The 18,250-nt window shown below is 34.7% G+C and carries 16 protein-coding genes, 1 tRNA gene and 1 rRNA gene (1 of these 18 cut by a window edge); 9 read left to right on the forward strand and 9 right to left on the reverse strand.

Annotation, left to right across the window (positions count from 1 at the left end):
* Positions 1 to 66 precede the first annotated feature (66 nt).
* The 3 genes from ACR9EA_RS05590 to ACR9EA_RS05600 form a co-directional block, all read right to left on the reverse strand.
* Positions 67 to 294, reverse strand: coding sequence for a hypothetical protein (locus ACR9EA_RS05590; protein WP_435138580.1), 228 nt, complete (start codon positions 292 to 294; stop codon positions 67 to 69).
* A 77-nt stretch (positions 295 to 371) separates the two neighbouring features.
* A complete protein-coding gene (locus ACR9EA_RS05595; RefSeq protein ID WP_435138582.1) occupies positions 372 to 2,327 on the reverse strand; it encodes a DUF2779 domain-containing protein in 1,956 nt (651 codons plus the stop codon).
* Between the two features lie 11 nt (positions 2,328 to 2,338).
* Entirely contained in the window at positions 2,339 to 3,250 is a 912-nt protein-coding gene (locus ACR9EA_RS05600) for a helix-turn-helix transcriptional regulator (RefSeq protein WP_435138584.1), read from the reverse strand.
* A gap of 116 nt (positions 3,251 to 3,366) precedes the next feature.
* Here ACR9EA_RS05600 and ACR9EA_RS05605 point away from each other — a divergent pair, with 116 nt between their 5' ends.
* From ACR9EA_RS05605 to ACR9EA_RS05625, 5 genes are all read left to right on the forward strand, one after another.
* Positions 3,367 to 5,133: a hypothetical protein gene (locus ACR9EA_RS05605; RefSeq protein ID WP_435138586.1), complete on the forward strand. Its 1,767-nt coding sequence runs from the start codon at positions 3,367 to 3,369 to the stop codon at positions 5,131 to 5,133.
* A 70-nt stretch (positions 5,134 to 5,203) separates the two neighbouring features.
* Positions 5,204 to 6,142: a DNA-processing protein DprA gene (gene dprA, locus ACR9EA_RS05610; RefSeq protein WP_435138588.1), complete on the forward strand. Its 939-nt coding sequence runs from the start codon at positions 5,204 to 5,206 to the stop codon at positions 6,140 to 6,142.
* A gap of 17 nt (positions 6,143 to 6,159) precedes the next feature.
* The gene (locus ACR9EA_RS05615; protein ID WP_435138590.1) at positions 6,160 to 6,522 is read left to right on the forward strand and encodes a DUF2493 domain-containing protein; all 363 of its coding nucleotides are present in this window, start codon (positions 6,160 to 6,162) and stop codon (positions 6,520 to 6,522) included.
* A 54-nt stretch (positions 6,523 to 6,576) separates the two neighbouring features.
* Positions 6,577 to 7,092, forward strand: a complete 516-nt coding sequence (locus ACR9EA_RS05620; protein WP_435138592.1) for a DUF6557 family protein — start codon at positions 6,577 to 6,579, stop codon at positions 7,090 to 7,092.
* A 151-nt stretch (positions 7,093 to 7,243) separates the two neighbouring features.
* Positions 7,244 to 8,461 carry a PD-(D/E)XK nuclease family protein gene (locus tag ACR9EA_RS05625; protein ID WP_435138594.1) on the forward strand — a complete coding sequence of 406 codons (1,218 nt, stop codon included), beginning with the start codon at positions 7,244 to 7,246 and terminating at the stop codon, positions 8,459 to 8,461.
* A gap of 156 nt (positions 8,462 to 8,617) precedes the next feature.
* Here the strand turns inward: ACR9EA_RS05625 and ACR9EA_RS05630 are convergent, their stop codons facing one another.
* Positions 8,618 to 9,829 (reverse strand): site-specific integrase, encoded by a 1,212-nt coding sequence (locus ACR9EA_RS05630; RefSeq protein WP_435138596.1) that lies wholly within the window; start codon positions 9,827 to 9,829, stop codon positions 8,618 to 8,620.
* Positions 9,830 to 10,066: 237 nt separating this feature from the next.
* A tRNA-Ser gene (locus ACR9EA_RS05635) sits at positions 10,067 to 10,151 on the reverse strand.
* Positions 10,152 to 10,390: 239 nt separating this feature from the next.
* On the opposite strand from ACR9EA_RS05635, the gene ACR9EA_RS05640 reads away from it, so the two are divergent.
* Positions 10,391 to 11,020 carry an NAD(P)H-dependent oxidoreductase gene (locus ACR9EA_RS05640; protein WP_435138598.1) on the forward strand — a complete coding sequence of 210 codons (630 nt, stop codon included), beginning with the start codon at positions 10,391 to 10,393 and terminating at the stop codon, positions 11,018 to 11,020.
* A 95-nt stretch (positions 11,021 to 11,115) separates the two neighbouring features.
* The gene (locus tag ACR9EA_RS05645) at positions 11,116 to 12,309 is read left to right on the forward strand and encodes a DegT/DnrJ/EryC1/StrS family aminotransferase (RefSeq protein ID WP_435138600.1); all 1,194 of its coding nucleotides are present in this window, start codon (positions 11,116 to 11,118) and stop codon (positions 12,307 to 12,309) included.
* 95 nt (positions 12,310 to 12,404) lie between these two features.
* On the opposite strand, the gene rplT is transcribed toward ACR9EA_RS05645, so the two are convergent.
* From rplT to thrS, 4 genes are all read right to left on the reverse strand, one after another.
* Positions 12,405 to 12,749 carry a 50S ribosomal protein L20 gene (rplT, locus tag ACR9EA_RS05650; RefSeq protein WP_435138602.1) on the reverse strand — a complete coding sequence of 115 codons (345 nt, stop codon included), beginning with the start codon at positions 12,747 to 12,749 and terminating at the stop codon, positions 12,405 to 12,407.
* Between the two features lie 104 nt (positions 12,750 to 12,853).
* Positions 12,854 to 13,051 (reverse strand): 50S ribosomal protein L35, encoded by a 198-nt coding sequence (rpmI, locus tag ACR9EA_RS05655; RefSeq protein WP_066220511.1) that lies wholly within the window; start codon positions 13,049 to 13,051, stop codon positions 12,854 to 12,856.
* 60 nt (positions 13,052 to 13,111) lie between these two features.
* Complete coding sequence (infC, locus tag ACR9EA_RS05660; RefSeq protein WP_435139821.1) at positions 13,112 to 13,666, reverse strand: translation initiation factor IF-3; 555 nt, start codon at positions 13,664 to 13,666, stop codon at positions 13,112 to 13,114.
* Between the two features lie 31 nt (positions 13,667 to 13,697).
* Positions 13,698 to 15,632: a threonine--tRNA ligase gene (gene thrS / locus ACR9EA_RS05665; protein WP_435138604.1), complete on the reverse strand. Its 1,935-nt coding sequence runs from the start codon at positions 15,630 to 15,632 to the stop codon at positions 13,698 to 13,700.
* Positions 15,633 to 15,926: 294 nt separating this feature from the next.
* Between thrS and ACR9EA_RS05670 the strand changes: the two genes are divergently transcribed.
* Together ACR9EA_RS05670 and ACR9EA_RS05675 are read left to right on the forward strand one after the other, a co-directional pair.
* Positions 15,927 to 16,427, forward strand: coding sequence for a hypothetical protein (locus ACR9EA_RS05670; protein WP_435138606.1), 501 nt, complete (start codon positions 15,927 to 15,929; stop codon positions 16,425 to 16,427).
* Between the two features lie 611 nt (positions 16,428 to 17,038).
* A 16S ribosomal RNA gene (locus tag ACR9EA_RS05675) occupies positions 17,039 to 18,250 on the forward strand (it continues 308 nt past the right edge of the window).

Below are 18,250 nucleotides of genomic sequence, written 5' to 3' on the forward strand. Positions count from 1 at the left end.
ATTGTTCTAATAGTCATTTAAGTATGTTTCACAGCAAGCTTTTATGAAGCTACAGCAGTAGTATAATTATTTTCTTAATGCTTTGGGTGTCATTTCGGAATTGTATTTTTTTCCATCCTTTTCAAAGAACCACACATTCGAAATCTCCCGAACTTTTGGTAAATCGAGGTCGTCAGTTGTAATTTTTTGTTTGATAATTCTCCTAAATTTTCTGTTTGCGAATCGCTTACATGCCTTTTCTGATGTTGCAGATGTAATGCCGTGAATTTTTGTTTTCTTTATGGATCTACTCATAATTCTATCAAGTAAAGTAATGTTATTCAACAAATGTATATTGTCTACCCGTCAAAACATGTCGGTGTAAATTTTAATTACAATGATTTAAAATATTCGTAAATCATAACCATCGCCAAAGTATCTAGTTCGCAATATTTTAAAAGGCCTTTTGCTATTTCCAAACGTTCTCTTTCCTGCATCGTCTCAAACTGTAATTTGCTATATGCCGTTAATGCAGCGCCACCATCCGCAATAAGGTTCATTTCCGAAACCAGTACTTCCAATTGGTCTTCAGACCAATCTTCAAATAAAGCGGGAAGTGTTTTGTAAGGACTAATAACCACACCTTCTTTTATATTGATAAAGACATGATCTTCATTAAAATTCTTACTAGTTACTTGTATATCTTCTATAGGGTTAGCATATTTTTCTTTTAAAAACACACTCGAATTTAATACTGCTGGCAAAATAGCTTTAATGGATATCGATCCATTGGTCATAGGGTGATAATAATAATCCTTTACTACACGGTACAGATCTATCATATCACGTTCGCCTTGCCATGTTTTAGTGCGACTTCCTGTGGAGTGTGTAATACGTTCTATAAATGCCTGAAGCTCGGTTTTATCTGGTTCATTGGAATCCGCTAACTGATCATGTATTTGGTTTAAAACTGTATTTTCATGATTATGATATCTGAATATACTTCCCTCATTTTTTTCCAATGCTTGTTTTAATGCTCTTACAAATTCGAAATTAGGAAATTCACCAACAGCTGCATTTAAATATTCTGTAGCATGTTCTACACGATCGTCTTCATGCACGATATGATGGGAAAACTGAAACGCCGTTTGTTCGTAAGGGTGTCTGCCTGAGGTAAAAGGCAAAGCCACCATAGAGGTTTCAAAATCAATAAAATTTAAAGGATAAACCCAAGTTGACATTTCCTGCTTTAAGCCATCTAATTCTATAAACGGAGTAGTGTCCTTCTCTTGCTGTTTTTCCACTTGAATCCAACGTCTTTCTGAATTAGAAATTTTATAGGCTTCAGGTATAGGCTTTATATCCGACTCTGATAATTCAGATATAAAGTATTTACCAGACTCGATTAATTGCTTTGCACCTCTGAAATTCCAGACATCATAAACCTTAGGTTGGTTTGCCGCTTGTTTTGAAATTTGTAATTGAGAGGTCCAGCAATCGTGATACCCACTTTTAGCCTCTAGAGTCGGTGTTTCTGTATAAAATTCACAACTCTTGCACTGGCTTCCAATAGGCTCGATTAATTTCTTATCCTGAGCGTAATGATCTCGAAACATAAAAAGCAATGCTTCAAAACTTACACCTTCATTTAAAGGGTTAGTTCTGTAAATAAATTCAAGCTCTTGTTCTATACTAATATCAGCCAATAAATTCTCTCCAAGATCATCTAATTCCAGGCCTTCCTTTTTTAGTATTCCTGTTCTTAATTCGGATGATTTTGAAATTTTAAAACTCTGATTTATACCATCAACCGTAGCAACAGCATCTTTATTTACCAGTTTTAAATAGGGTTTAATTTTCCAATCTGGATGGCATTTTTGTATTACATATTCTTGAAATGCAACATCATAAAGGTAAGCAGACCACCCACCGGTTAACCCCCCGCGTTTTCCTATGAAAGATTCATGGTTATTTGCACTTATCGATTTTGCCTTAACTTCAAAAAGATTTATATGATTACCTTTTTTTTCTAAAATATCCACCCGTATAAATAACCCGTCGTACAGAAAGGCCGCTTCAAAAATAACCACATTATCTTGTTGTAATAGCTTTTCTGTTTTCTGTACCAATAGATCGTAATTCCAATCATCACCTAAAATCGCAACTCCATCAGGGTATTGCATTCGCGCTAGTTCTTCGACCTGAAATCCACCTTCTGCCAAGGCTTCTAAAAACGGATTGGAGAGTTGTTGGTTTACATATTCAGATTTACGTGTATAAAATAATTTTGTAGGACACTCTAAACCCAGTTTAAATCTGGATTTGGTGAGATAACGTTCCTTGCTCATAGTGGATTGGATTAGTCTTTATATTTGTTGTAAATTTTTTCTATTTCTGCTTTTATATGGTTCCTGTACCACTCTGGCTTTAACACTTCAACTTCCATACTCATTTTCAATATCTGGATGTCAAATTCATAATTAGGAATAATATTATAACCCACTTTATAATATCCAGATTCAGTATCGGGTAAAATGTATTGGGATTGATGAAGCGGTAAACTTTTAAGATATCGCATGTGTTTTTCATGGGTTTTTAAAACAATATTTTCCAATGAAGCTTCATTTACACGTACCCCAACAATGTTACTGAATTTGTTTAAATCTTCTTCAAAATCCTTTCTTATTACAGTCATAAGGTCACCTTGTTTTAAATCACTCAGTCTGTCTATCCCGAAAATACGTATAGTGTTCAAACCATCAACAACGCCTATAACGTACCACCGGTTTAAATATTCTTTAATCATTAAAGGTGAAATGGTATACTGCTTCTTCGTGTCCTTATAATAATTATAATGCTCGAACGATAATTTACAACCTTGTTTTATAGCGATTAAAATAGGAGAGAGGTTTTCTATACCATTTAAAACAGGTGTGTTTTCAAAAAGTATGTACTCCTTGAGTTTGTTGTCGCTCATTAAACCTTCGGAAAAAATTTCACTTATACTTACCAATTCCAAATATTTGAAAAAAGAGATTATGTCCACACTTTCTTCTTCATTTATATAATAGCCCCTGTATTTTCTACAATGAGAGATCTCGATTCCAAAATCGTTTCTTATACTCTTTAGTTCTCGTTCTATTGTTCGTTCTGAAACTACAATATCTTGATCCTTTAAGTATTCCATAACTTCGGATTTGGAAGGATAATGTTTGTTTTTTATAAAATTTAAAAGAAGAATCGTCCGTTTTGATAATGATGGATTTGACATTTGATAGTGTTTTAAATACAGTGGTTTTGTTTTACAATTTAAAAATAATATTTTAAACCGACACATGTTGTCGGTCTATGGTTGTTTTTTTGACTCGTAATCAAATTATAGAAGTTATGACCACTAAACTAGACCATATTAAAGCCCAATTAGAATACAAACAACAGCGCCTAGAAAAAGCCAATACCATATTAAAAACAGAATTTTTCGGAATAGATGCCGCTATCGATCAAGTTTGCGCAAACATTCGTACTTGGTATATCTTAGCCGATTTTCAAGAACGCCCTATTGTGGTCAATCTTTGGGGACTAACAGGTGTGGGAAAAACCAGTTTGGTGAAACGCATTATGGAACTTTTGGACTTGAATGATTCAGTCTATCATTTCGATATGGGAAATACGCAAGACGAAAGTGATACTAACATTTTAAATATTCAAAAAGTAATTGAAAGTGAAGATTCTAAATCGCCAAGAGTAGCTATTATTCTGGATGAATTTCAGCATGCAAGAACTTTAGATGAAAAACGTTGGGAGTCTGAAACCCCTGAAACACGATTAATTTGGGAACTTTTAGATACAGGCATCATTTCAAAATTAAAAGAAGATAAGAATGAAGACAAAACCTTAAACCTCTCTAAGGCCATCATCTTTGTAATTGGAAATCTAGATGGCGCTTACCAAATGGTTGATAACTTAAATTCCGAGATTCACGCTGATTATTTTCATGCTTTGTCTTTAAAAATAACCCTTCCTAAAATTAAAAAGGCCTTGGCCAATTTATTCAGAAATGAACAAATTTCTAGACTAGGCAATAATCATATTATTTACCCTGCTTTATCTTCAGTTGCTTATAAACAAATAATTGCCAAAGAACTAAAACAAATCACCAATAAATTAGTTTTGTACTCTGGTATACAATTTCATTTGGATGATTCCTTAGAGCATTTAATTTATAAAGAAGGAGTTTTTCCGTCTCAAGGAGCGCGTCCCATTTTTACTACGGTAAATACCATATTAAAATCACAGATCCCTAATATCATATCTGAAGTTCTTAAACTCGATATAGCAATCCATAACATTGACTTAAAAGTCGAAAACTCTAAGCTTGTAGCTCATTACAAACATGGAGCTAAAATTGTTAGCACAAAATCATTTGATGTGCATCTGGTTTTGGAGAATTTACGCGTAAACACCTTTGACGACATACAGGCTGTCGTCGCAGTTCATGAAAGCGGTCATGCAATAATTTCTACTTTTCTGCTAAATGAAATTCCAGAACACGTACATTCTAAAAGTGCCGATGAGTTTCCTGGTTTTGTACTTTCCTTACCGGAATGCGATTTCCATTACAAAAAGGAAATATTCAATCGCGTAGCCATGTATTTGGGAGGGATGGCAGCCGAAGAACTTGTGTTTGGTAAGGACTACGTGACATCGGGTTCCACCAAAGACATAAGCAATGCAACAAGTTTCTTAACCAATATGTACAAATTAAGTGGTCTGGGTGATTCTCCGTTACGTTATGATAGTTCCGATGTAAGAAATAATGCGTATCACAATGTTATAACGGTTGAAAAGCAAATAAAAGAAACCGTTGAAAAGGCTTTAGAACTAGCTAAGACAACACTAAACAGAGAAATGAAACTATTGTTAGTGTTGGCCGATTACTTATGTAAACATCCTCAAATAGAAAAGGAGGACTTAAAAGCGATGATTATACAATACGGAGTATCTAAAATCGATTTTGAAACCGATAAAACTAAATTTTATTATCTAGAAACTTTGCAATCTAAGGTCAGGTCAATTACGGCAGATGAAATGCAAATTACAAAGGCAGGAAGGGATCTTAATCGTAGTGCTACCAAGATAACTTTGGCAACTTAAAAACCAATCGAAATACTTTTTTTAATGGCTAAGGCATTTATATTTGTAGTAGCCCTAATTCTTAAACACAATGAAAAACACTTATATTATCGCTTTGTTGCAACTACCTAAAATAGGGCCTGTGTTAGCAAACAAAATTATTAAATCAATACCTTTTCAAATACGCTCTTCAGAAGATTTGAATAGCGCACTTATAGCGGCACAATCTCGTTTAAAACGCATTCCTGAATTTTCTAAAGAAGTTATAGATGAAGCTGTTAGGAATGCTGAGGATATTTCTTTAAAAGCAAAACACTTAGACATACACGTAATCTCTATTTATGATGAGAATTACCCGAAACAGTTTCTTGAAATATTAAATCCACCTGTGGTTATATATGTTCAGGGAAACTTAAATACCTTAAAACAGAAACGCCTTTTGGCGGTCATAGGGGCTCGTGAACCTTCAAAATTTGGTTTGGAAGCAGGTTATAATATTACAAAACACTGTTTAAAACAAGGCGCTGTAATTGTTAGTGGCTTGGCTCAGGGTTGTGATACTATGGCGCACACTTGTGCTCTGGAAAATAATGGGAAAACTATTGCGGTTTTACCATGTGGCCTTGATAAAATTTTTCCGAAACAAAATAGAACATTAGCACAACAAATTTTAGAACAGGATGGGGTATTATTATCAGAATATCCTCCAGGTACAGCCGTTCAAAAAAACTATTTTATCCAACGCAATAGACTGCAAAGTGCTTTAAGTGATGGAGTTATCATTATAGAATCGGAAATAGAAGGAGGAACCATGCATACCTTTAAATTTGCTAAGGCGCTTCAACAACCTATAGGGGTATTGCATCATCCATTAGAATATCGCACGATAAAGTCAGCAGGAAATACCGCAATTCTGGAAGCTAATCAAGGTATTAAGTTAGATAGTAGTAATGCTATTAATGACTTTATTTCTATGACCTTTGATCAACCAATGCGCACGCTTACGGCGGTTGAATCTGAACAGGATTAGCTCCAAAACCCTTTAGCATGAAACATAAATATACTAGGTGTATTATTGCTGGCAGTAGAACGTTTGAAGATTACCAAACCTTAAAACACCAATGTGAAAAGTTGCTAGAAAAGCTTAAACATGTACAAATTATTTGTGGTGGCGCCAAAGGAACCGATGCTTTAGCTATACAATTTGCTAAGGAATACCAATACGAGCTGGTAGTTGTGCCGCCAGACTGGAAAACATTTCAAAACGCAGCAGGATTTGTTCGCAATGCTGCTATGGTAGAATATAGCGATATGCTTATTGCCTTCTGGGATGGTGAAAGTTCTGGAACAAAACATATTATCGATTTAGCCCAATTGCGCGGTTTGGAGGTATATGTGTTTCGGGTGTAGTAGTAATTTTATTATCCCTTTATTGAAAACGAATATCTCATTTAAATTAAGATTATGACTTTATACGATTTAATATTAACAAACTCATGGGCTAGCGTCGAAATCATTTTACTAGAATTGTACCCCGAAGAGCAAAATCAACTGGAAGATTACAAACAAGTTTATAAAAAACTACAACATTTAATTCCTATACCCAGTAAAACCCCATTGATTTTAAAGGAGCTTAAAGATGATTCGTTGCCTGATGCCGACGAGACTTATGTTGAAATATTTTGTCCCATATCTGAGGAGGAAGACGAGCCTTTTGCTATGGAGTTTGCGTCTTGGGCAGAATGGCTTGGTAAGCCAATTGCAAAAGAGAATCTAGAAAATTTCTCGGCCTTTGAAATTATAGTCCATTGTTTGTGCGAAATGACCTTTATATCTTTTGATGAAAAAGACATTAATAATTCTTTTGCTCGACTGATGAAATCATACGAGCAAGCGCAATACTTATTAGACAATCCAGATAAAGCAAATTTTCTTCCTATAGATGAGTATTTTAAAAAGTGGGATGAAATGTTTGGATGAAATTATAGCTAAAAGTAAAATACAAAATTGTGTAATTATATTTAAATATCGAAAAAATAGAATGACTTGTCTTTTAACAATAGTATGACTTAATTTGTAGGAATAGAGCTATGCTTTTTTAATTCCTGTTTCATTACAAACAATAAATTTTATGGAGAGAAATACAAAGGAAAAAATTATAAATGTTTTAGATAATACAAGAAAAATAATCCAACACAACGAGGAATTGGCTTATGCAAAAGGTGAATTGTTTAACATCTATAATATTTTAAACCTCAAAACTGATGAAGTTCGTACCCATTCGGCTTTTTTAGGAGAGTTACTTAATCCTGATGGTACGCATCTAATGAAAGATGCATTTCTTAAGGCTTTTTTTAAAATTTTGCCTACTGAGGTGTATAACGATTTTAATTGTGATAGTGCCACTTTAAAAATCGAACATTATATCGATGTGGTTGATAATTTAAAAGATATTGGCTGTAGATCTGGAGGTCGAATAGATATTTATTTATCGGATGCAGCAGGTAATTCAATCTCAATTGAAAATAAAATAGATGCAGGAGATCAATTAGGACAAATAGAACGTTATTGTAATTATAATAAGCCGAAAAACAAGGTGCTTTATTTGTCTAAATATGGAGATGAACCAAGTGAAGAAAGTATAGGTAATCTTATTGCTGGTGAAGATTATCACATAATAGCTTACAATAATGAAATTTTAAATTGGTTGGAAGATTGTCAAGCCATAGCGTCAGATCAACCTATTCTTAGGGAAAGCATAAAACAATATAAAATACTAATTCAACAAATCACTAATACTTTGGGAAATAAATTAGAAAATGAGTTAAATGATGTTATCATTAAAAATCTTGAAGAAGCTGCTCATATCGCGAATAATTACAACAAACTAATTAACAAATTAAAAAAAAGATTCAGAGATCAATTAGCAGCTAACCTTAAAAGTAAATTAAAGGATTATAAAATAACAGATAAAAGAAACGTAGACCAAAGATCGGCAGCTTTAATGTTACGTAAAGAAAATCTTCATAAAGAGCGTCTTTGTTTCGGAATTGAAGGTTTTAGTGGGATTGGACATAAAGACGGTGTGTTATTTATAGGGATTTATGATAAGAATGAAGTATTAAATTTAGATAAAGATTTTAATAAACTAACCGGTTGTTGGCCTCATTTTACTGAACTTACTTTTGATGAAAAGAAGATTTATCTATCAGATTTTAAATTTCTTCAATCTTTAAATGATGAAAAAAAGTTAAACGAAATAGTTGAAAAGGTATCTTCTCAGGTCGCAACTTTTATTGAAGCTAACAAGGTTTTATTACAAGGTATTAATAGTTCGAGTGCAAATTAATTCGACAAGAAAAAAAGCTGATTTAGTTGCAGAGCTTTTATTCTCCTAGTATGTTTAAATAAATGCAATAATGCTAGTTTACATAAAAACATCAAACCGTAGATTTAATTTATTTTTAACTGTGGTCTGTTGTTTTTATTTTAATACAGATGTTGTTTATGCTAGTTTTGACTTAAGGATTTGCATGTCTTCACTTACTTTTCTATCCAAGATTTTAGCGTAATGCTGGGTTGTTTTTAATGATGTATGGCCTAACATTTTACTTACCGATTCAATAGGTACACCATTGGTTAAGGTTATTGTAGTGGCAAAGGTGTGCCGAGCTAAATGAAAAGTAAGATTTTTGTTGATATGGCATAAATCTGCTATCTCTTTCAAATAGGCATTCATTTTTTGATTGCTTAAGACAGGTAAAACTAAGTCTGTATCTTTTATATCGGGATGTTCTTCATATTTCTGTAAAATAGCTTCAGCGGTAGGGAGTAGTGGGATATTGCTCTTGGTTGACGTTTTTGTTCTGAAGATTTTAATCCATCTATCACCATCTATGCCTATAATAATATCTTTAGCACTCAATTGTTTAACATCAATATAAGCTAACCCTGTAAAACAGCAAAAAATGAAGATATCCTTGACTTGTTCCAGTCTAGGAATTTTTATTCTTTTATCGATTATTTTTTGTAATTCAGTTTCTGTAAGAAATTCTCGATTTACAATTTTAAGACGTGATTTCCAATAATAGAAGGGATCGCTTTTAATCCATCCATTAGCATAGGCTATTCTTATAATTTTTTTAAAATTAGTAATATATTTTACAGCGGTATTATGACTGCAATTCCGTTTGGATTTTAAATAGTATTCAAATCCATTTATAAATTCCAGATTTATTTTGGTAACGGGATAGTCTGTTTTTTTTAAGGAGGTAGTTATGTAATCTCCTAAATGTTTTTTAGCTGTCCTATATCGTTCGGCGGTTCCTTCAGCATAGTCTTTTCCAACTAAGCTATCAACCATAGCATTGTGATCAGCAAATATTTCCAATATCATTTTGATATCTTCATTTTTTCCCAAATAGGCATCACGTAAATTTTTTGCCGTGATTTCTTTCTCTGCTAAAATAAATTCTTGTTCTAGTTTGTATAATTTAATTTTTATGTGATTTAGGTAACTATTAAGAGTCTTAACTTTTTCTGAAAAGCCCATTACTACATTGGCTTGGGCATTCCATTTAGAGATGTGTACCTTCTTATTAATACTCAATTCGGCTCTTTTTCCATTTACTGTAATTCGTAAATATATGTTTGCGTAACCAGTGGAATCGGCTTTACTTTTTTTAATATAGTATAAAAGTGATAAATTATAGGTCATGATTTCCTCCTTTTTTCTTTGAAATTACAAAAAAATATTTTAAAACCTACCCTTGTATCTTGTTGTTTTTCAGGTTATTGTAATTGATTCGGTGTCACTTATTAAAATATTTTAGGTGACACCGAATTAGCCCCTTTTAATATGATATTATATGGTGTTATATGAAATTTGAAGAATTAAAAAACCCCGTAAACATTGAAGTTTACGGGGTTTTGTTTTAATTTGGTGTTTACCAAGCGGAGAAAGAGGGATTCGAACCCCCGGAGGTGTGACCCTCAACAGTTTTCAAGACTGCCGCATTCGACCACTCTGCCATTTCTCCTGAGTGCCTCATCAAGTATTCCTTGAATGCGGGTGCAAATATAACACCCTTTTTCGATTCTTTCAAATTTTTTTATTGAAAAATGAAACTTTTTTTCGGAAGCTGATGTAAGTTTTTGTTGTATAGTGAGTTATCGGAAAATGAAAAATCAGAATTATGAACTTGAAAGTTAAAAGTTGGAGATTTAAGACCGTAACTTCAATTTTAAGCCTTATTTTTAGGCACTATTTTTTTAATTTATGGATATTATAAAACAATTAAAGTGGCGTTATGCGACTAAGAAATTCGATGCAACTAGGGTAATCGACGACTCAAAAATACAAATTCTAAAACAGGCTTTTAATTTAACGGCAACTTCTTATGGTTTGCAACCTGTTAAGTTGATAATCCTTAAGAATAAAATCATGCAAGAGCAATTAGTAGAGTTTTCTATGAACCAGCAGCAAATAAAGCAAGCATCGCATGTCTTGATATTTTGTATAGAAACAGCAATAGATAAAGTTTTTGTAGAGAATTACTTTTCCCGTGTAGAAACTTTAAGAAATACACCTAAAGAGGTCTTGTTACCGTTTAAGGAGTTTTTAGTCGATGATTTTGAAAAAATGGAGCAATCTAAAATCGAAGACTGGGCGACTAAGCAAGCTTATTTAACGATGGGAAATTTACTTACCGTATGTGCCATTGAAGGCATTGACGCCTGTCCTATGGAAGGGTTTGAACCACAGAAATACGACGAGTTTTTGCAATTAGCAGACAGAGGTTTAAAATCTGTTTTAGTACTTCCTATAGGGTATCGTGCAACAGACGACCTCTTTTCGGCATTAAAAAAAGTGCGTAAACCTATAGCCGATGCTGTAATTCATTTTTGATCAATAGTAATTGTTTGTCCTGCATATTGAAACTAAAAGTAGTTTTTTATGTATGGCTTTAATTGTACATTTGGCCTTAATTTTAAAATAAAAACATGCCAGGATTTGAACTTTTTGGTCCTTCGGAACGTAAGGAAGTTAATGATGTATTAGATAACGGAATATTAATGCGCTATGGTTTTGATGCCATGCGTAATGGACATTGGAAAGCCAAGGCTTTAGAAACTGAATTACAAAACGAGTTTAAAGTTAAACATGCACAGCTTGTATCTAGTGGTACTGCAGCAGTTTCTGTTGCATTAGCAATTGCGGGAGTTGGAGCAGGAGACGAGGTGATTTTACCCACTTTTACTTTTGTTGCTAGTTTTGAAGCCGTTTTAATGTTAGGTGCTATACCTGTTTTAGTGGATATAGACGATACTTTAACCTTAGATGTTCAGGCAGTAAAACAGGCGATTACTTCAAAAACCAAGGCTATTATGCCCGTGCATATGTGCGGTAGTATGGCAGATTTAGCGGGGTTAAAGGCGTTGTGTAATTCACATAATATAAAATTGATAGAAGATGCCTGTCAGGCGATAGGAGGTACATATAAAGGTGAATTTTTAGGAAGTTATGGTGATATAGGGTGTTTCTCTTTCGATTTTGTAAAAACGATAACTGCTGGCGAAGGCGGAGCCATAATTACAAATAACGACGAATATGCCACATGGGCCGATCAGTTTAGTGATCATGGTCACGATCATGTTGGTTCAGATCGAGGAGCAGAAAGTCACCCTTATTTAGGCTATAATTTTAGAATATCAGAATTACATGCTGCAGTTGGTTTAGCCCAATTAAGACGATTAAAAGATTTTATAGCTTTACAGAAAAAGCATTATACAATAATTAAGGAAGCACTTAAAGCCATTCCAGAAATTGTGTTTAGAACGGTTCCCGATGGCGGAGAAGAAAACTATTCGTTTTTAAGTTTCTTTTTACCAGATTTAAATACAGCAAACAAAGCGATGCTAAAGTTTAAGGAAGTTGGTATAGACGGGTGCTTTCATTATTATAACAACAATTGGCATTATGTAAGACGTTGGGAGCATTTAAAGGAAGCAAAAAGTTTGTATCCTATAGCACCACATATAAAAGAAGCTCTAGCCGAATTAAAAACAAAGGAATTTAAACAATCAGATCATTTTATAGGAAGAAATATTTCTTGTCTTATAAAACTCTCTTGGTCTGAAGCAGAGACTAAGCAAAGAGCAGCCAAAATGGTAGAAGCCATTAAAAGTGTTTTATAAAAAGAGGAAAGAGTAATTCAAGCATAAAAAAACCGACTCTTAAACGAGTCGGTTTTTATTTATAAGCGAAATTGTTATACAATTAGGCTAACGCCTTATTTTACTTTGTTTACTATTGCTTCAAAAGCTTCAGGGTTGTTCATTGCTAAATCGGCTAAAACCTTACGGTTTAATTCGATATTGTTAGCTTTTAATTTACCCATGAATTGAGAATAAGATAATCCGTGTAGTCTAGCTCCAGCGTTAATACGCGTAATCCATAAAGCACGGAAAGTTCTCTTTTTGTTTCTACGGTCTCTGTACGAGTATTGCATCGCTTTATCAACCGCGTTTTTGGCTACTGTCCAAACGTTTTTACGACGTCCGAAATAACCTTTTGCTTGCTTAAGAACCTTTTTTCTTCTGGCTCTTTTAGCTACTGAGTTTACTGATCTTGGCATTTCTTAAATGTGTTTTTTGTAGTAGGCGATTCTAAATGTTTTTTTGAATGCTTTAAATTGGCCTAACTCCAGGGTTATAAAATTATTTAAACCAGAACTACGTTTTATTTTAAACGCAATTGTTCTTTTATGCTGTTAACATCGTTATCGTGAACTAGTCCACTGTGAGTTAACGCTAGCTTACGCTTTTTAGACTTCTTTGTTAAGATGTGACTTTTAAAAGCGTGCTTTCTTTTAATCTTACCAGTACCGGTTAACTTAAAACGTTTTTTGGCACTAGATTTTGTTTTCATTTTAGGCATCTTGTTCTCCTAGTTTTAAATTCTTTCGCTTATTATTTTAAACCTGAAAAAAATCAGGGTTTATTTTGTTTTTTTAGGAGCAATAAACATCGTCATACGTTTTCCTTCCAATTTTGGCATTTGTTCTACTTTACCAAATTCTTCAAGGTCTTGAGCTAAACGTAATAACAATATTTGCCCTTGCTCTTTAAACACAATAGAACGTCCTTTAAAAAACACAAACGCTTTTAGTTTTGCGCCTTCTTTTAAGAACTTTTCTGCATGTTTCTTTTTAAACTCGTAATCGTGATCATCGGTTTGTGGCCCAAAACGAATCTCTTTTACAATTACTTTAGTCGCCTTCGATTTTAAAGCTTTATCACGTTTCTTTTGTTCGTAAAGAAACTTTTTATAATCCATAACTTTACAAACAGGAGGCACTGCTTTAGGCGAAATTTCAACAAGATCTAACTCTTGCTCTTCGGCAATGGCTAAGGCTTGTTTTATGGGATATATACCTATATCTACATTGTCACCTACTAATCTAACTTCATCAACTCTAATCTTAGAATTGATTCTATGCTGATCTTCTTTTTCTACCCGTCTCGGGGCTTGTTTTTTTCTACGTATTGCTATGGCTATAAAATTTTAGTTAAACTTAACTTTTTTAAAATTGTTTTAATGTTTTGTGAATCTCGGTATCTACAATTTTAGCAAATTCTTCTATTGTAATTGCTCCTAAATCGTCTCCACCATGTTGACGCACAGATATTTTGTTTTCTTGCTCTTCGTTTTCCCCAATGATTACCATATATGGGATTTTTTTCATTTCGGCCTCCCTAATTTTCTTCCCAATGGTCTCATTTCTATGGTCTACGAGGGCGCGAATTTCGTGATTTTCTAGCAAATTTAAAACTTTTTCGGCGTATTTTTCATATTTCTCGCTAATTGATAAGATGATAACTTGCTCAGGAACTAGCCATAACGGGAAATTTCCGCCAGTATGTTCTAATAAAATGGCTATAAAGCGCTCCATACTTCCAAACGGCGCACGGTGTATCATTACTGGTCTGTGAGATTCGTTATCGCTGCCTTTGTACGATAAATCGAAACGCTCTGGTAAGTTGTAATCTACTTGTATGGTTCCTAATTGCCATTGTCTGCCCAGAGCATCCTTCACCATAAAGTCTAATTTTGGACCGTAGAAGGCTGCTTCACCAGATTCTATAACATAGTTTAAACCTTTGTCTTTAGCGGCATTAATTATGGCTTGTTCTGCTTTTTCCCAGTTTTCTGCCTTACCTATATATTTATCTGGATTATCTAAATCTCTTACAGAAACTTGGGCGGTAAAGTTTTCGAAACCTAAAGAACCGAAAACATAAAGCACTAAATCGATTACATTTTTAAATTCTTGATCGAGTTGTTCTGGTGTACAGAAAATATGGGCGTCGTCTTGAGTAAAACCTCGTACTCGTGTTAAACCGTGCAATTCGCCACTTTGTTCGTAACGGTAAACCGTTCCAAATTCAGCGAAACGTTTTGGTAAATCTTTATAAGACCATTGGCTGCTGTTGTAAATTTCGCAATGGTGCGGACAGTTCATTGGTTTTAATAAAAATTCTTCACCTTCTTTAGGCGTGTGTATGGGTTGAAAGCTGTCTTCGCCATATTTTGCATAATGTCCAGAGGTAACATACAGTTCTTTTTGGCCAATGTGTGGAGTAACTACCATTTCGTAACCCGCTTTCTTTTGCGCTTTTTTAAGGAAGTTTTCTAGACGTTCTCTTAAAGCTGCCCCTTTTGGCAACCATAAAGGTAAACCTTGACCTACTTTAGAAGAAAAGGTGAATAATTCTAATTCTTTACCTAATTTTCTGTGATCGCGTTTTTTTGCTTCTTCTAATAAGTGTAAATATTCTGTAAGTTCCTTTTGTTTTGGGAACGAAATACCGTAAACACGAGTTAATTGTTTGTTGTTTTCATCTCCTCTCCAATAGGCACCAGCAACCGAAAGTATTTTAACGGCTTTTATAATACCAGTATTAGGAATGTGTCCACCACGACATAAATCGGTGAATGTAGAATGATCGCAGAATGTTATTGTACCATCTTCTAAATTCTCTATTAATTCGGTTTTGTATGCGTTGTCTTTATAGGTTTCTAAGGCTTCGGCTTTAGAAATGGCTCTCATATTAAAATCGTGTTTACCACGGGCAATGTCAAGCATTTTAGTTTCTATAGTTTTAAAGTCTTTGTCGGAAATCACATGATCGCCAAAATCGACATCGTAATAAAAACCATTTTCAATAGCTGGTCCAATAGTTAATTTGCTTCCTGGGTATAATTCTTCTAAAGCCTGCGCAAGCACGTGGGCCGAAGAATGCCAGAATGCTTTTTTACCTTCATCATTATTCCATGTATATAATATTAACGAACCGTCGGTGGTTAATGGGGTTGTGGTTTCTACGGTTGTACCATTAAAACTTGCAGAAATTACATTTCTTGCTAACCCTTCGCTAATGCTTTTAGCGACATCCATAGGAGTAGAATTCTCCTCAAACGATTTTATACTACCATCCGGTAATGTGATCTGTATCATATTATATATTAAAATTGAAGAAGCAAAGATAAGAGTATCTCAATAGAGATACAATATATAGTCGTAAATTTAGATGTTAAGTGCCTGTAAAAAGTGTTTAGCACGATACCTTAATATATATACTATAAATTGTGTTTTAATATTTGAGGTATTGTATTAGGTTTGTTATTTAAAAAAGTGAAGGTAAAAAAACGACAAACAATAAGTTTATATTTTGATTTGATGGTTGAAGCAGTGCCTAAAATAATCTGTATAATGATTTTTGCTGTAAGTTTTCATGATGTTGCTCAGTAAATGGAAGGTAATATTATAGTTTGGGAGTACAACAATAAATTGCGTGTGCAAGATTTTGAAGGAAATTTAGATGTAGATGCGTTAGGTGATGCTAAGACGTCATATAAAATAGAGATCTACCCTAGAAATGTACTTGTAGATGAAAATGATAATATTAAAAATTATAGAAGTCTTACAGTAAAAGCACAATTCTATAAAAAAGCGTCTTGGTTTAAACAAGTGGTAGATTCCGAAGACTTGTTGGTTCACGAACAATTACATTTTGATATAGCTGAACTGTATGCTAGAAAAATCAGAAAACAGTTTGAATATCTAAAAATGAAGGGAGAGACCAGGTTTGAAATATATTATGGAGTTTATAAAAACATCTGGCAAGCGTGTAGAGAGTATCAAAAGATCTATGATGGCGCTACTATACATGGGTTCGATAAGGCTGCAAGCGAGAAGTGGGCCATAAAAGTTATAAGTCAATTAAAGGAGTTAGATGCCTATAAAAGCTGAATGCTTATCTGGTTTTGTAGATATGAAATGATTTGAAGTATCCGAAATTGAATATTGTGAAGTCTCAACTCGCATAATTCCAGTGTATTAAAAAATAATTCAAAAAAACACCTCAAAAAGTTTGTTTGAGAAAAGAAAAGGGGTGTATATTTGCACCCGCTTACGGCAAGAGGGATATAAGAAAAGGAGTAAGCAAACGTTCATTTGCAGGCAAGCGATAGGGTTTAAAATTAAATTTAAAAAATATCAAAAAAAGCTTTGTAGATTTAAAAAAGGTTGTACATTTGCAGCCGCTAAAAACGGCAACGTTTTTAGAAAGAAAAGTTCATTGTAAGTTGTGTTTTGTTGGTTGAAAGGTTTGAAAAAAAACTTTCAAAAAAAATCAAAAAAACATTGCAAGGAATGAAAAAGGGTTTTATATTTGCACCCGCTTTCAGACGGAAGTTTTGAAAGAGAAAGTAAAGAAGAATAAAAGTTCATTAACATATTGAATTGACAGCGTAGATAACAACTGGAAACGGTTGTTGTCAATAAGAAGAGAATAAGCCATTTTGAGTACTGGAAAATTCCATTAGTTGTTAAAGATAATAGTGGAAACACTTAAAAATTTAACGATGAAGAGTTTGATCCTGGCTCAGGATGAACGCTAGCGGCAGGCCTAACACATGCAAGTCGAGGGGTAACGGGGTGCTTGCACCGCCGACGACCGGCGCACGGGTGCGTAACGCGTATGCAACCTACCTTTTACAGGGGGATAGCCCAGAGAAATTTGGATTAATATCCCATAGTATTATTGGATGGCATCATTTGATAATTAAAGATTTATCGGTAAAAGATGGGCATGCGTTCTATTAGCTAGATGGTGTGGTAACGGCATACCATGGCAACGATAGATAGGGGTCCTGAGAGGGAGATCCCCCACACTGGTACTGAGACACGGACCAGACTCCTACGGGAGGCAGCAGTGAGGAATATTGGACAATGGGCGGGAGCCTGATCCAGCCATGCCGCGTGCAGGAAGACTGCCCTATGGGTTGTAAACTGCTTTTATACGGGAAGAAACACTCCCTCGTGAGGGAATTTGACGGTACCGTAAGAATAAGGATCGGCTAACTCCGTGCCAGCAGCCGCGGTAATACGGAGGATCCAAGCGTTATCCGGAATCATTGGGTTTAAAGGGTCCGTAGGTGGACGATTAAGTCAGAGGTGAAATCTTGCAGCTCAACTGTAAAATTGCCTTTGATACTGGTTGTCTTGAGTTATTATGAAGTGGTTAGAATATGTAGTGTAGCGGTGAAATGCATAGATATTACATAGAATACCAATTGCGAAGGCAGATCACTAATAATATACTGACACTGATGGACGAAAGCGTGGGTAGCGAACAGGATTAGATACCCTGGTAGTCCACGCCGTAAACGATGGTTACTAGCTGTTCGGTCGCAAGACTGAGTGGCTAAGCGAAAGTGATAAGTAACCCACCTGGGGAGTACGTTCGCAAGAATGAAACTCAAAGGAATTGACGGGGGCCCGCACAAGCGGTGGAGCATGTGGTTTAATTCGATGATACGCGAGGAACCTTACCAGGGCTTAAATGTAGAGTGACAGGTCTAGAGACAGACTTTTCTTCGGACACTTTACAAGGTGCTGCATGGTTGTCGTCAGCTCGTGCCGTGAGGTGTCAGGTTAAGTCCTATAACGAGCGCAACCCCTGTTGTTAGTTGCCAGCGAGTGATGTCGGGAACTCTAACAAGACTGCCGGTGCAAACCGTGAGGAAGGTGGGGATGACGTCAAATCATCACGGCCCTTACGTCCTGGGCTA

This window comes from Formosa sp. A9, assembly GCF_051200825.1.
Lineage (GTDB): Bacteria > Bacteroidota > Bacteroidia > Flavobacteriales > Flavobacteriaceae > Formosa.